General features: G+C 50.7%; 16 protein-coding genes. 1 reads left to right on the forward strand and 15 read right to left on the reverse strand.

Features of this window, described 5'->3' with window-relative positions:
- Positions 1-85: 85 nt before the first annotated feature.
- The 14 genes from ptsG to yceD form a co-directional block, all read right to left on the reverse strand.
- The gene (ptsG, locus tag J1781_RS25880) at positions 86-1,519 is read right to left on the reverse strand and encodes a PTS glucose transporter subunit IIBC (protein WP_129951826.1); all 1,434 of its coding nucleotides are present in this window, start codon (positions 1,517-1,519) and stop codon (positions 86-88) included.
- A 331-nt stretch (positions 1,520-1,850) separates the two neighbouring features.
- Complete coding sequence (locus J1781_RS25885) at positions 1,851-2,651, reverse strand: metal-dependent hydrolase (protein ID WP_217234412.1); 801 nt, start codon at positions 2,649-2,651, stop codon at positions 1,851-1,853.
- A 38-nt stretch (positions 2,652-2,689) separates the two neighbouring features.
- On the reverse strand, positions 2,690-3,709 hold the full coding sequence (gene holB / locus J1781_RS25890) for a DNA polymerase III subunit delta' (protein WP_129951828.1): 1,020 nt from the start codon (positions 3,707-3,709) through the stop codon (positions 2,690-2,692).
- A complete protein-coding gene (gene tmk, locus J1781_RS25895; RefSeq protein ID WP_129951829.1) occupies positions 3,706-4,356 on the reverse strand; it encodes a dTMP kinase in 651 nt (216 codons plus the stop codon). The genes holB and tmk overlap by 4 nt, the downstream gene beginning before the upstream one ends.
- Positions 4,346-5,371 carry an endolytic transglycosylase MltG gene (mltG, locus tag J1781_RS25900; RefSeq protein ID WP_217139237.1) on the reverse strand — a complete coding sequence of 342 codons (1,026 nt, stop codon included), beginning with the start codon at positions 5,369-5,371 and terminating at the stop codon, positions 4,346-4,348. Before mltG ends, tmk begins: the two co-directional genes overlap by 11 nt.
- 15 nt (positions 5,372-5,386) lie before the next feature.
- Positions 5,387-6,187 (reverse strand): aminodeoxychorismate lyase, encoded by an 801-nt coding sequence (pabC, locus tag J1781_RS25905; RefSeq protein WP_370278307.1) that lies wholly within the window; start codon positions 6,185-6,187, stop codon positions 5,387-5,389.
- Positions 6,188-6,400: 213 nt separating this feature from the next.
- A complete protein-coding gene (gene fabF, locus J1781_RS25910; protein WP_129951832.1) occupies positions 6,401-7,642 on the reverse strand; it encodes a beta-ketoacyl-ACP synthase II in 1,242 nt (413 codons plus the stop codon).
- A gap of 101 nt (positions 7,643-7,743) precedes the next feature.
- Positions 7,744-7,980: an acyl carrier protein gene (gene acpP, locus J1781_RS25915; protein WP_015690190.1), complete on the reverse strand. Its 237-nt coding sequence runs from the start codon at positions 7,978-7,980 to the stop codon at positions 7,744-7,746.
- A 153-nt stretch (positions 7,981-8,133) separates the two neighbouring features.
- Entirely contained in the window at positions 8,134-8,868 is a 735-nt protein-coding gene (gene fabG, locus J1781_RS25920; protein WP_013576245.1) for a 3-oxoacyl-ACP reductase FabG, read from the reverse strand.
- A gap of 13 nt (positions 8,869-8,881) precedes the next feature.
- Entirely contained in the window at positions 8,882-9,811 is a 930-nt protein-coding gene (gene fabD / locus J1781_RS25925) for an ACP S-malonyltransferase (protein WP_217139239.1), read from the reverse strand.
- An 18-nt stretch (positions 9,812-9,829) separates the two neighbouring features.
- Positions 9,830-10,783, reverse strand: coding sequence for a beta-ketoacyl-ACP synthase III (locus tag J1781_RS25930; protein WP_129951834.1), 954 nt, complete (start codon positions 10,781-10,783; stop codon positions 9,830-9,832).
- A 6-nt stretch (positions 10,784-10,789) separates the two neighbouring features.
- Positions 10,790-11,824: a phosphate acyltransferase PlsX gene (gene plsX / locus J1781_RS25935; protein ID WP_129951835.1), complete on the reverse strand. Its 1,035-nt coding sequence runs from the start codon at positions 11,822-11,824 to the stop codon at positions 10,790-10,792.
- Between the two features lie 48 nt (positions 11,825-11,872).
- The gene (gene rpmF, locus J1781_RS25940; protein ID WP_013576249.1) at positions 11,873-12,040 is read right to left on the reverse strand and encodes a 50S ribosomal protein L32; all 168 of its coding nucleotides are present in this window, start codon (positions 12,038-12,040) and stop codon (positions 11,873-11,875) included.
- Between the two features lie 12 nt (positions 12,041-12,052).
- Complete coding sequence (gene yceD / locus J1781_RS25945; protein ID WP_013576250.1) at positions 12,053-12,577, reverse strand: 23S rRNA accumulation protein YceD; 525 nt, start codon at positions 12,575-12,577, stop codon at positions 12,053-12,055.
- Positions 12,578-12,719: 142 nt separating this feature from the next.
- On the opposite strand from yceD, the gene J1781_RS25950 reads away from it, so the two are divergent.
- A complete protein-coding gene (locus tag J1781_RS25950; RefSeq protein WP_129990515.1) occupies positions 12,720-13,313 on the forward strand; it encodes a Maf family protein in 594 nt (197 codons plus the stop codon).
- A gap of 48 nt (positions 13,314-13,361) precedes the next feature.
- On the opposite strand, the gene rluC is transcribed toward J1781_RS25950, so the two are convergent.
- Positions 13,362-14,324, reverse strand: coding sequence for a 23S rRNA pseudouridine(955/2504/2580) synthase RluC (gene rluC, locus J1781_RS25955; RefSeq protein ID WP_129951837.1), 963 nt, complete (start codon positions 14,322-14,324; stop codon positions 13,362-13,364).
- Positions 14,325-14,528: the final 204 nt, after the last annotated feature.

Here is a 14,528-nt window from a genome sequence, read left to right on the forward strand (position 1 = left end):
AAGCGTCAGCCAGCGCTCCGCTGAATCGCAGACATAAAAAAAGGAGGCCGCAGCCTCCCTTCTCAGAACCAGTCATTGCTCACCATTAATGGCTACGCATGTACTCGTCCATGTCGGTTTTCAGGTTGTCAGACTTGGTACCGAAAATCGCCTGAACACCAGAACCTGCAACGACCACACCTGCCGCACCCAGTTTTTTCAGGCCAGCCTGATCCACTTTGGAGACATCCGCGACACTGACACGCAGACGGGTGATACAGGCATCAAGGTTTGTGATGTTTTCTTTGCCGCCGAAAGCCTGAACCAGAGACGCAGACATTTCAGAACCGCCCTGCGCTGTGGTTTCGCTGGTGGTATCTTCGCGGCCAGGTGTTTTCAGATCCAGTTTCGCAATCAGGAAACGGAAGATGCTGTAGTAAACCACCGCATAGACTGCACCAACGATTGGGAACAGCCAGATTTTGCTGCTGTTACCGCTCAGAACGATAAAGTCGATCAGACCGTGCGAGAAGCTGGTACCGTCACGCATGCCCAACAGAATACAGATTGGGAATGCCAGACCGGCCAGAATCGCGTGGATCACGTACAGGATCGGCGCAACGAACATAAAGGAGAATTCGATTGGCTCGGTGATACCGGTCAGGAACGCAGTCAGGGCAGCGGAAATCATAATGCCGCCGACTTTTGCACGGTTTTCAGGTTTCGCTGAATGCCAGATTGCTACCGCAGCAGCAGGCAGACCGTACATTTTGAACAGGAAGCCACCGGACAGTTTACCCGCAGTCGGGTCACCCGCCATGTAACGTGGGATATCGCCGTGGAACACCTGACCTGCAGAGTTCACGTACTCACCGATTTGCATCTGGAATGGAACGTTCCAGATATGGTGCAGACCAAACGGTACCAGCGCACGTTCAACAACGCCGTAGATACCGAATGCCACCACCGGGTTCTGGTAAGCAGCCCATTGTGAGAAGGTCTGGATACCTGTACCGATTGGCGGCCAGATAAAGGACAGCACCACACCCAGGATAATTGCAGCCAGACCAGAGATGATCGGAACAAAACGTTTACCGGCAAAGAAGCCCAGGTATTCCGGCAATTTGATACGGTAGAAACGATTGAACATGTATGCCGCAATCGCACCCGAGATGATACCGCCCAGTACACCGGTATCAGCCAGATGCTTGGCCGCAATTTCTTCAGCGGGCAGATGCAGAACCAGTGGTGCAACAACCGCCATGGTTTTCACCATGATGCCGTATGCCACAACGGATGCCAGTGCAGAAACACCGTCATTGTTAGTGAAGCCTAAGGCAACACCAATAGCAAAGATCAGAGGCATGTTAGCGAAGACTGAACCACCGGCTTCGGCCATAACATGAGAAACGATCATTGGAAGCCAGCTAAAGTTTGCAGAACCGACACCAAGCAGGATACCTGCGATTGGCAGTACGGATACTGGCAGCATTAGCGATTTACCGACCTTTTGAAGGTTTGCAAACGCATTCTTAAACATAATTGATTGTGCTCCTGAGTAATGATGCTTTTTGATACTTCTTGCGGTTTAGCCTGATAACTCACCGCTTTGCAAAAGTGTTGTGAACCTTTTGCTGCCGGGTGTCTGAGCACCCCTTTTAATTTTTACGCAGGGTAAAATAATTCCCTTTGTTAATGTTTGATGGCAGTCACGTTTTTCTGAAAAATGCATTAAGAGCGTCTTAAAAGCCATCATTTAACAACATAAAATCTGAATAAAAGCCTGCGGCACCGCCAAAAACGGTGCCAAGATACCTCATTAACAGGATTAATTACGAGGTGAAAAATAAATACAGGGAATATGACCTGGCCTAACGCGAGATCAAAGTGGAGGAGTCGATGTGAAATAAGTGTGAAAAGTTTGCTGTAGTCGCTTCGGCAAGCCGTTCCACGCTGACGCCCTTGAGGACGGCCATATATTCGGCAACGTCACGCACATAAGCTGGCTGGTTTTCCTTTCCGCGATGCGGCACCGGTGCCAGATACGGCGAATCGGTTTCCACCAGCAAACGATCCAGCGGGACATAGCGTGCCACCTCCCGTAACGCTTCTGCATTACGGAAAGTCACAATGCCGGAGAAAGAGATATAAAAACCCAGATCCAGCAGAAACTCAGCGGTCGGTAAATCTTCGGTGAAACAGTGCAGCACGCCACCACATTCCCCGGCTTTCTCTTCTTTTAGAATATCCAGCGTATCCTGTCGGGCATCGCGTGTATGCACAATCACCGGCTTGTTCAGTTCACAGCCAATGCGGATATGCTCCCGGAAAGAGTCCTGCTGTAACTTCAGCTGAAGAGCCTCTTTCTGATAAAAATAATCCAGACCGGTTTCACCCATCGCCACCACTTTTGGACTGGCCGCCAGCTCACGCAATGTATTGAAATCATAACCATCATCAATATTTAACGGGTGAACACCGCAGGAAAATGCCACCTCCGGGCGATCACCAATCAGCTGCGTCATCGACTGATAGCCTGGCAATGTTGTTGCGACAGCCAGCATAAACTTCACATCACGTTCGCGGGCTTTTTCCAGCACGCTGTCCACGCCGGAATGCAATTCGTTGTAATCCAGGCTGTCGAGATGACAGTGGGAATCGACTAAAAACATAATTATTAACTCGTCGGTCTGTTAAAGATAAAAAAATATCAGCGTGATAGTGCGGAACTGAAAATAGACGGGGAAACTGTCCCCTGAAGCATTTGTTCCCATTCCAGCAATTGTTCTGTCAGCAACAGTTCGCGGTTTATCCCCACGATGGAAAGTAATTGCTGACGGCAGTGCATCCATGCTGTAACCGACTGTTGCAGAGAGGCGTTAGTCTGTGCATCCGCCAGCAAGGTAATCAGCGGTTGTTGATCATGATTGATGATGTACTGCCCGGCATGTTGCTGCCATTTGATAGCATCGAGCAATAACGTCGCCAACCAATACAGGCGTTCGGCGGCATCGTCATGATTAAGCTGGGGCAACAGAGAAAGCATATCCTGCTGCTGGCACTGCACATAAAGCTGCTGACAAAGCGCTACGCGTTGTTTCCAGCGCTCCGGCTGCAACAACTGAATCGCCGATAATGGTCCGCCGTTGGTCAGACGCAAAGCAGTTTTAATCGCGACCGGATCTGCACTGAGCTGGCGATTGATCCAACGCACCGCCAGTGTTTCTTCGGGCACCGGCAGATGCCAGTAGAAGCAACGACTGCGGATCGTCGCCAGTAAGGCCGAAGGCTCACGGCAACCAAGCAGGAAATAGGTACCTGCCGGCGGCTCTTCGAGCGTTTTCAACAAGGCATTGGCCGCCGCTTCAGTCAGCATTTCCGTCTGCGGGATCCACACAACTTTTGCACCGCCCTGCTGTGAATAGTTGTACAACGTTTCAATAAGCTGACGCACAGGGTCGATGCCCAGTGAGCTTTTGCCCTTTTCAGGCTGAAGAATATGCCAGTCAGGATGGTTTCCGGCAATCATCAGCTGGCAGCTATGGCAGGTCCCGCAGCTTTTTTCGCCGTCTTTATGCTGGCAAAGCAGCCAGCGACTCAGGCCATACACCAGCGCCTCATCGCCTAACCCCGTAGCCACGTGCATCAGCAAAGCGTGATGCCCCCGCCCCGTCTGGTATTGTGCAACCAGTTTTCTGTACGGGTCACTGAGCCACGGATACCAGTTCATGAGGCGTTGCCTTGTAAAGCCTGCTCATCGAACCAATTTTTCAACGTCAGCCTGATAGCGGCAGTGACCTGTTCAATGGATTGTGAGGCATCAATAGTTTTGATGCGATTGTCTTCAGCGGCCAGTTCGAGATAACGCCTGCGTGTACGCTCAAAGAAAGGCAAAGCTTCCTGCTCAATGCGATCCAGTTCTCCCCGGGCACGGGCGCGTTGCAGGCCGACAGCAGGAGGCAGATCAAGATACAGCGTCAGATCAGGTCGGAAATCGCCCAGGACAGTATCGCGCAACGAACTCATCAGATTAGCGTCAATCCCACGACCGCCCCCCTGATAAGCCTGTGAAGAGAGATCATGACGGTCACCGACAACCCAGGCCCCACGTGCCAGGGCAGGTAAAATAACCGTTTCAACCAGCTGAACACGGGCCGCATAAAGCATCAGTACTTCTGCTTTCACGGTAGGTTTTTCGCCATCAACGCCACGTTTGAATAAATCGCGTAATTTTTCAGCAAGCGGCGTTCCCCCCGGTTCACGGGTGAACACGATTTCCTCCACGCCGTGCTGACGCAGAGCATCGACGACCACATCGTGAGCCGTCGTTTTCCCTGCCCCTTCAAGGCCTTCAATCACGATGAAGTTACTTTTCATTCTTATTCTTAAGCGCCTCTATGTACACACGAACCGCCTTGTTATGGTTCTCAAGATTCGTGCTAAAAGTATGCCCGCCTTTGCCGTCAGCGACAAAATAAAGATACGGTGTTTTGGCCGGATGCGCGGCCGCCTGCAGTGAGGCTTCGCTCGGCATCGCAATGGGCGACGGCGGCAGGCCAGTGATCACATAGGTATTGTACGGGGTCGGCGTTTCCAGATCTTTCTTCGTAATGTTGCCGGTGTATTTATCACCCATTCCGTAAATCACCGTCGGATCGGTTTGCAGTCGCATCCCTATACGTAAACGGTTGATAAATACTGACGCGACCTCAGGGCGTTCATCTTTCACTGCGGTTTCTTTTTCGATAATCGACGCCATGGTAACCATATCAGCAGGCGTTTTATACGGCAGAGAATCCATGCGACCTTTCCAAATATCCGCCACCGTTTTTTCCATCCGTACATGCGCACGTTTGAGTAACGATAAATCTGTCATACCCGCCGTGTAATGGTAGGTATCGGGATACAGCCAGCCTTCAACGTTTTTAGTCTCCGTTTCGCCCAGCGCGGCGGCAATGTCTTCGCCACTTTTACCGCTGAGTTCATGTTTCAGATACTCTGATTTATCCAGAACCTTCATCCAGTCGCTGAGCTTAAAACCCTCGACAAAACGCACGCTGAATTGTGCCTCTTTACCGCTTTTCAGCAATTCAAGCATCTGACGCACTGTCATGCCTTTTTCAAAACGGTAGGTACCGGCTTTAAACTCACTCAGCGCCGGCTCTAAACGCAATAACCACGGAAACCACGGATTGGGTTTCATCAGTTTTTTATCGATCAGCAGTGTTTCCAGCACCACGCGGCCCGTACCCGCTGGCAGGGTAAAGATCATTTCACTGCTGACATTGATCGGGCGATCCGCAAACTGTTTTACTTTCTGATAGGCAAACGTCGCCAGCCCTAACAGAATCAGGACAATCAGGGCGAAGATTTTGGTCTTTTTGTTTGTCATTGTTTAATCACTTTTTTAACAGTTCTGGAGCAGGAAATCGTACAAACGCCGTGAAGCGTAATATTGATTATCGATCTGATTCACCGGCAGTACCGGCATCAGGGCGTTACAAATCAGGATCTCATCGGCATCTGATAGCGTGCCCGGCGGCTCACTGACTATGTGCACCCCCCGGGGGGATGTCGCTTCAAGTACGCGGATGAGATGCTGACGCATAATACCGTCAACGCCTGACTGCGATAAATCCGGTGTAAAAACCTGATTTCCCTTACGCCAGAATAAATTAGCGGCACAGCATTCCACCAGGCAGCCCGAAGTGTCAACCACCAGCGCTTCATTAGCCTCTGTCTGGTCAAGATGCATGCGGATCATCACCTGTTCCAGCCGGTTAAGATGTTTTATGCCGGCCAGCAAGGGAGCCTTGCTCAGTGTTACCGGGCTTAGGGCCAGTTTCACGCCCTGTTTCCGCCATGCGTGATAATGCACCGGGTAAGCAGAAACAGAGACAATGCGCGTCGGCGCAGAACAACCGGCGACGCTGTAACCACGGCCGCCCTGCCCGCGCGTCACAACGGCTTTAACCACTGCCTCTTGCTGCTGTCCGGCAGCCAGAACCATTTCCTGTTCCAGCGCCGCCCAGTCCACACCTTCGATACGCAGTACTGACGCTGCACGCTGCAGACGGTCAATGTGCCTGGACAGAAATTCAATTACACCGTCTGACACCCGGGCTGTGGTAAAGCAACCATCACCAAACTGCACTGAACGGTCACTGGCCGGCAACGTCGCGGCCGCCACACCGTTAATCCACATGATTACTTCCTCCGGATCTCATGGTCATGCTTGACTGCAGAGCCTGCGTGAGCCGGTCTGTCGCATCAAGGAGAGCATTCTTACTTTATCGTATTGAAACACGCTGCCAGCAGGAACAGGCATCCCGTTTACACATTGTTGTATTCAGGCGTCGCTTTTATTCAGACAGCAAAAAGGCCCGATTAACGGGCCTTCACAAACACAGCGTGTGCCGGTTCAGATCTTACGGAACACCAGCGAACCATTGGTACCGCCGAAACCAAATGAGTTACACAGCGAATACTGCATATCTTTCACCTGGCGCGCTTCGTGAGGAACAAAATCCAGATCACAACCGTCATCCGGATTATCCAGATTGATGGTCGGTGGAACCATCTGGTCGCGTAATGCCAGTAAAGTGAAAATGGACTCCACTGCACCGGCCGCACCTAACAGATGACCAGTCATCGACTTGGTGGAGCTGACCATAACTTTTTGCGCATCGGCGCCAAAGACGGCTTTAACTGCCTGTGCTTCAGCTTTATCACCCGCCGCCGTCGACGTACCATGCGCATTGATATAACCAATCTGCGCTGCAGAAACACCCGCATCACGCAGTGCGTTTTCCATCGCCAGTGCCGCACCCGCGCCATCTTCAGGCGGTGATGTCATATGATAAGCATCACTGCTCATGCCAAAACCGACAATTTCCGCATACATTTTTGCGCCGCGTTTGCGGGCATGCTCGTACTCTTCCAGCACCATAATACCTGCGCCGTCACCCAGTACGAAACCATCACGATCTTTATCCCACGGACGGCTTGCCGCCTGGGGGTTGTCATTGCGCGTAGAAAGCGCACGTGCTGCACCGAATCCCCCAACACCTAACGGTGTACTGGCTTTTTCCGCACCGCCTGCCAGCATCACGTCGGCATCGTTATAGGCGATGATACGTGCTGCATGACCAATATTATGCACACCAGAAGTACAGGCTGTTGCGATAGAAATACTCGGTCCACGCAACCCGAACATGATACTCAAATGACCTGCAATCATGTTGACGATAGTTGATGGCACGAAGAAAGGACTAATTTTGCGCGGTCCGCCGTTAACCAATGAGGAATGGTTTTCTTCAATCAGACCAAGTCCGCCGATACCGGAACCGATCGCCGCACCAATGCGTGTCGCGTTCTCAGCAGTCACTTCAAGCCCGGAGTCTTGCATCGCCTGAATACCGGCAGTAATACCATACTGAATAAAGGCATCCATCTTGCGGGCATCTTTTCGCGGGATGAAGTCTTCACAGTTAAAATCTTTTACTAAGCCAGCAAAACGCGTTGCGTAGGCACTAGTATCAAAATGGTCGATCAGGCTGATGCCACTCTGACCGGCAAGGAGAGCGTTCCAAGTGGACTCTACAGTATTGCCGACAGGAGACAGCATGCCCAGTCCAGTCACTACAACTCGACGCTTAGACACGTGTGTCCTCCAGGGAGGGAAAAAAGTAGTAATACCGTGGGATATAAAAAACTTAGGCGGTCAAATGACCGCCTAACTATCTAAACTTAAAGCATGTACGCTTACTGTTGGCTAGCGTTGATAAAATCAATTGCTGCCTGAACAGTAGTGATTTTTTCAGCTTCTTCGTCAGGGATCTCGGTATCAAACTCTTCTTCCAGAGCCATAACCAGCTCAACGGTGTCGAGAGAATCAGCGCCAAGGTCGTCTACGAAAGATGCAGCATTCACTACTTCTTCCTGTTTAACACCCAGCTGTTCAACGATGATTTTCTTAACGCGTTCTTCGATAGTGCTCATACTCTTAAATTTCCTATCAAAACTCGCTTTCGCGATGGTTTTCGTAGTGTATAAAATGTTGAAAAAGATGCAACTAAATCCAGGCTGGTCAAACCACGAATTTGCTCTATTTTGCGGTTTTTACCGCAAAAAACGCAAATAATTTCGTAATTTTTAAATCATATACATGCCGCCATTGACATGTAATGTTTCACCCGTGATGTAGCTGGCCTCGTCAGAGGCTAAAAAAGCAACGGCGCTGGCAATTTCTTTGGCATCGCCCAACCGGTTGGCTGGAACTGATGACAAAATGCCTGCGCGTTGATCATCTGTCAACGCCCTTGTCATATCCGTCTCAATAAAGCCGGGAGCGACGACGTTGACAGTAATGCCACGTGAAGCGACCTCACGTGCCAAAGACTTACTAAAACCAATCAAGCCAGCTTTAGCCGCCGCGTAGTTCGCCTGCCCTGCGTTACCCATGGTGCCAACAACGGAACCAATTGTAATAATCCGTCCACACCGTTTCTTCATCATAGCTCGCATGACAGCTTTTGACAGCCGAAACACTGAAGTCAGGTTCGTATCCAGGATATCCTGCCACTCATCATCCTTCATACGCATGAGAAGGTTATCACGGGTGATGCCGGCATTATTAACTAAAATATCAATTTCGCCAAATTCAGCTCGAATCGTCGCCAATACTTGCTCAATAGATGCAGAATCAACCACATTGAGCATAATACCCTTGCCATTTTCGCCTAAATATTCACCAATCGCTTCCGCACCTTTCTCGCTGGTCGCAGTACCGATCACTTTTGCGCCACCAGCAACCAGCTTTTCTGCGATTGCGCGGCCAATACCACGGCTCGCACCGGTCACCAGTGCAATTTTGCCTTCGAAGCTCATATTCATCCTCTTATTACTGCTCAAGCGCCGCTGCCAGACTTGCCATGTCATTCACAGCGGCAGCCGTCAGGGTGTCAACAATACGTTTGGTCAGCCCGGTCAGTACTTTACCCGGCCCCACTTCTAATAGTTTTTCTGCGCCTTGTGCTGCCATGAATTCGACAGACTCAGTCCAGCGAACCGGGCTGTATAACTGACGGACCAGCGCACTGCGGATGGCTTCAGGAGAGGTTTCGATTTTCACATCTACATTATTCACGACAGAATACTGTGGTGCGCTGAAAGTCACATTTTCGAGTGCAACCGCCAGTTTTTCAGCGGCTGGCTTCATCAGCGCACAGTGTGAAGGCACACTGACAGGCAGAGGCAGAGCACGTTTTGCGCCCGCTTCTTTACATGCCGCGCCGGCGCGTTCTACAGCTTCTTTGTTACCCGCAATCACCACCTGACCAGGCGAGTTAAAGTTCACCGGAGAAACAACCTGACCTTGTGCCGATTCTTCACAAGCTTTGGCAATGGCATCATTATCCAGACCGATGATCGCATACATCGCGCCTGTCCCCGCAGGGACGGCTTCCTGCATCAGCTTACCGCGCAGTTCAACCAGGGAAATCGCCTGTTTAAAATCCAGCACGCCGGCACAAACCAAAGCGGAATACTCGCCCAGGCTGTGGCCTGCCATCAGAACAGGCTGAGTGCCGTTCTGTTGTTGCCATACGCGCCAGATAGCGACGGAGGCCGCCAATAATGCCGGTTGCGTCTGCCAGGTTTTATTGAGTTCTTCAGCTGGCCCCTGCTGCACCAACTGCCATAAATCGTACCCCAGCGCCGAAGAAGCCTCGGCAAATGTCTCCTCAACAACCGGATGCGCAGCGGCTAAATCAGCCAGCATACCGAGTGTCTGAGAACCCTGACCAGGGAAAACTATTGCTATTTTTGTCATTTTTATCATCCTGTTAAATCAAAAACGTACCAGCGCCGAGCCCCAGGTAAAGCCACCGCCAAATGCTTCGAGCAACACTAATTGCCCCCGCTGAATTCTGCCGTCACGAACCGCTTCGTCAAATGCTGCAGGCACAGAAGCCGCAGACGTGTTCCCATGGCGATCGAGCGTGACAACGACTTTATCCATCTCCATGCCCAGCTTTTTCGCTGTTGCACTGATGATGCGCAGGTTCGCCTGATGCGGCACCAGCCAGTCAAGTTCGGAACGGTCAAGATTATTGGCCGTCAGGGTTTCATCGACAATGTGCGCCAGTTCAGTCACTGCGACTTTGAAGACTTCATTACCCGCCATGGTGACATAAGCCGGTTTTTCCGGCTCTGACTGGCTAGGGTAAGCCAATGTCAGTAAATTGCCGTAATGGCCATCTGCATGCATGTGAGTGGAAATAATGCCCTGCTCTTCGGACGCACCCAGCAATACTGCGCCAGCGCCATCCCCAAAGAGGATCACCGTACCGCGATCTTCCGGATCGAGTTTACGGGATAACACATCAGAACCGATTACCAGTGCGTATTTCACGGCACCGTTTTTAATGTATTGATCGGCCACGCTCAGTGCATAGGTAAAACCTGCGCATGCGGCAGCCAGATCAAACGCTGCGCAATCTTTGATGCCCAGCATATTCTGCACCTGGCAGGCTGAACTTGGGAATGCATGTGAAGATGAGGTTGTTGCAACAATGATCAAACCTACGTCACTTGTGCTGACGCCGGCCATTTCAAGTGCTTTTTCAGCAGCGTGCAGGCCCATTGTGGCCACAGTCTCATCCGGTGCAGCGATACGACGTTCACGAATACCCGTACGCGTGACAATCCACTCATCGGAGGTATCCACCATTTTTTCTAAGTCGGCATTAGTCCGAACTTGCACGGGCAAATAGCTCCCCGTACCGAGAATCTTTGTATACATGTACGATCAGTCACTCTTGGGTAATACAGCTTCAAGGCGCGCGGCAATCCGCTGAGGGACTTGCCGCTGCACCGCCTGCACAGCCTGTTCGATAGCAACAGCAAACGCACGCTGGTTTGCTCCACCGTGGCTTTTAATAACGATGCCCCGTAATCCTAACAAACATGCGCCATTATACTGGTCGGGGTTGAGATGGCTAAAACGCTTTAGCAATTTTTTCTGCAGGATCCGACCTAACCATTTCAGCCACCAGGCCTTCTTGCCACCCTCTCCCGAGGATTTTAACAGTGACAAAAACATCCTTATTACGCCTTCCATGGTCTTGAGCGTAACGTTACCTACAAAGCCGTCACACACCATCACATCCGTTTTACCGGTCAGAAGGTCGTTGCCTTCAAGATAGCCGATATAGTTGATTAATGCGGTATTTTTTAAAATCGCGGCGGCTTCGCGGATATTATCCAGCCCTTTGCTTTCCTCTTCGCCAATATTGAGCAAGGCAACACGAGGATTTGTGATCCCCACAACCTGCTCGGCCATGACAGCTCCCATCACGGCAAACTGGACCAGCATCGTGCTGTCACACTCAACGTTGGCGCCCAGGTCCAGCACCACGGTTTTACTGCGTTGCTGGTTAGGTAACACGCTCATCAAAGCGGGTCGCTCGATACCATCCAGCGGTTTGACAACCAGCTTGGCTAATCCCATCAGTGCACCGGTATTCCCGGCACTGACACACGCCTGTGCGTCACCACTTTTGATCAGTTCCAGCGCCACACGCATTGAGCTTCCTTTGCTGGCCCGTATAGCTTGCGACGCACGTAAATCGTTGGCTATCACTGATTCAGCAGGAATTATCCGAATTCGTTCTGTTAAAGAAGGATCGGCTTTGGCTAAGAAAGGTGTGATTGCGTCGGGATCGCCGACCAGAAGGAGGTCTAATTGAGAATTAGAGATCAGTGCCTGCAATGAAGCAGGCACTGTGACGGAAGGACCAAAATCTCCGCCCATTACATCTAACGCGATGGTTAGACGAGTCAAGGTATCGCCTTGCCAGCACTTATCACGTGAATAAGTTGCAGGCAAATATCAGCCGATTACCTTGCGACCGCGGTAGAAACCGTCGGCAGTGATGTGGTGACGCAGGTGAGTTTCACCAGAAGTCTTGTCCACAGACAGAGTGGAAGTGGTCAGAGCATCATGTGAACGACGCATGCCACGTTTAGAACGGGTTGGTTTATTCTGTTGTACGGCCATGGACCTTACTCCTTAAGTACTTTTCTTTAAACTCGCTAATACGGCAAATGGATTGGGTTTCTCCGCCTCTTCAGGCAGTTTACCGAATACCATGTCCGCTTCGGACACTTCACAGTGTTCAGATTCATGTACCGGAACGACAGGCAGTGAAAGAATAATTTCGTCTTCAATCATTGCCAGCAGATCAACTTCGCCAAAATCATCGACTTCGATCGGCTCGTACGCTTCCGGTAATGCCTCAGCCTGTTCATCATTTTGGACAGGACTAAAACAATATGTTGTGTGAACCTGATGTTCAAACGTCTTACCGCATCTCTGGCATTCCAGAGTCACAGCAACATCGGAGTGGCCGGTAATCACAGCCAGGCGCTGATTGTCGATATTGAACGACAAAGAGGTTTGTATATCAGAATCCACACTGACCACTGATTGGGCAACACGCGTAACCTGATCAGCGGTATAGACACCTGTATAGTCTAAACGCTTCTGGGCTGTGCGAACCGCATCAAGGGTCAGGGGTAATTTTACTTTTTGCATAGGGCGCGCATATTAACTTTGTAACGACAGAGAGTCAAAGAAAAAGGCCTTAAAACCGCACCTTTCACCAATATTCGCTTCCACAGCGGCCAACAGTTTAAAATGTGCGATTCAATAACGCTACGCTTTGTGAAAAAAAATTATGTCAGCACATCCCAAAAAATTACTTCTGGCTTCAACATCGGTATACCGCAAGGCCCTTCTCGATAAAACCGGCCTGGTATTTTCCTGCGCTGCTCCGGATATTGATGAGACACCGGGTCGCGACGAAGAACCGGCAGAACTGGTGCAGCGTCTGGCTTACAGCAAAGCCAGCGTGCTTGCGGCAGTGTATCCTGAACACCTGATTATTGGTTCTGATCAGGTTTGCGTGATTGACGGAAAAATAACCGGCAAGCCGCATACGTTTGATAACGCATTCCAGCAGCTGCGCGCTGCCGGCGGGAAGACGGTGACGTTTTATACCGGCCTGAGCCTGTATGACGGCAAAACACAAACAGCACAAACTTTATGTGAAACATTTGACGTAACCTTCCGGTCATTAACTGATGAAGAAATTGCCGGTTATTTACATCGTGAACAACCTTATGACTGTGCCGGAAGTTTTAAATGTGAAGGTCTGGGAATTACGCTTTTCGACCGTCTGACAGGACGCGATCCGAACACACTGGTTGGATTGCCCCTTATTGCGCTGCTTGCTTTGTTGCGGCGGGAAGGTATCAACCCGTTGCTCTAAATCAATCAAAAAGGCGCACCCCGTGCGCCTTTGTTTACTGTTCACAACTTAACGTGCCGTTGTTTTAGCCCGTAGGACTTTCAGGCAGTGACGCAGTTTGGCATCCATCGGTGCTTCAATGCGCATCGTCTCGCCGGTATTCGGATGTTCAAACCGCAGCGCCGCTGCGTGCAGGAATAAACGATTAAGGCCGGTTCCGGACAGCCTGGCATCGAAATCACGCTCGCCATAACGGTCATCAAAAGCAATCGGATGGCCGGCATGCAATGCGTGTACGCGGATCTGATGGGTTCGGCCGGTCACCGGGCTGGCTTTCACCAACGTGGCAAACTCATAACGCTCTTCAATTTTAAAGCGTGTTTCTGAAGGTTTGCCTTCGGCATTCACCCGGACAACACGTTCACCGCTTTGCAGAATATTTTTCAGTAAAGGTGCTTGTACGACTTTGCAGTGTGAGGGCCATTCCCCCCGGACCAGCGCCAGATAATCCTTTTGCATGCTTTTTACACGTAATTGTTCATGTAAGGCACGCAGCGCAGAGCGTTTCTTAGCAACCAGCAGAACACCGGAAGTATCACGATCGAGACGATGTACCAGCTCCAAAAAACGGGCCTCAGGGCGGAGCGCGCGCAAACCTTCAATCACGCCAAAACTCAAGCCACTGCCACCGTGTACGGCCGTGCCGGAGGGTTTATTGAGGATCAGCAAATGCTCGTCTTCATATAAAATGCAATCCGCCAGCGCGGCGACTTTATCCAGTTTTGCGGAAACAGGCGCCTCATCACGTTCAGCAACACGAACGGGGGGGACACGCACTTCATCACCGGCAATTAATTTATATTCCGGCTTAATTCTTTTCTTATTGACCCGCACTTCACCCTTACGCACTATGCGATAGATCATGCTCTTCGGCACACCCTTAAGGATTTTAAGTAAGAAGTTATCGATACGCTGACCGGCTTCGTCGTCAGAAATGGGGATTAATTGTACAGTTGGATTCTCAGTTTTCATGGCTCGCGATTCTAAATATCCGGCACGGTTCGCGCCACTGATTTTTATGTGCTTAACTTTCACTTTACCAGTAACTGCGCCGGAAAACCTTCTTACCCCCTCTGTTTTTTAACAAAGCTCAGGTTCTGACAATGCGGCGCATCTCTCATTGAGGTAAATATCTTACCTGCTTGGGAAAAGTCACCTTGCTATCACAGTGCCTGC

Source organism: Rahnella perminowiae (assembly GCF_019049695.1).
Classification (GTDB): Bacteria; Pseudomonadota; Gammaproteobacteria; order Enterobacterales; family Enterobacteriaceae; genus Rahnella; species Rahnella perminowiae.